Genomic DNA, 380 nt, shown 5'->3' on the forward strand with positions numbered 1-380 from the left:
TAGCCGATGGAGCAACTATATACAGTCAAAGTTTCACGTGCTCCGACCTACTCGATTTCACTTATAATGTATTTTCCTGTACGGGACTATCACCCTGTATCGTGGCACTTTCCAGAGCCTTCCATTAACACATAATAAGCTTAAGGGCTGTTCCGATTTCGCTCGCCGCTACTATCGGAATCTCGGTTGATTTCTTTTCCTACGGGTACTTAGATGTTTCAGTTCTCCGCGTTCGCCTCGTTAACCTATGTATTCAGTTAACGATACCTGCAAGCAGGTGGGTTTCCCCATTCGGAAATCCTAGTCTCAAGCGCTTTTTACTAGCTTGACTAGGCTTATCGCAAGTGAATACGTACTTCATCGCCTCCAACTGCCAAGGC

General features: G+C 45.8%; 1 rRNA gene. It reads right to left on the reverse strand.

Annotated features, from left to right (window positions below):
- Nucleotides 1-379 (reverse strand): 23S ribosomal RNA (locus CWC17_RS18925); the annotation flags it as partial.
- Nucleotide 380 lies beyond the last annotated feature (1 nt).

Source organism: Pseudoalteromonas sp. S3785 (assembly GCF_005887365.1).
GTDB lineage: Bacteria > Pseudomonadota > Gammaproteobacteria > Enterobacterales > Alteromonadaceae > Pseudoalteromonas.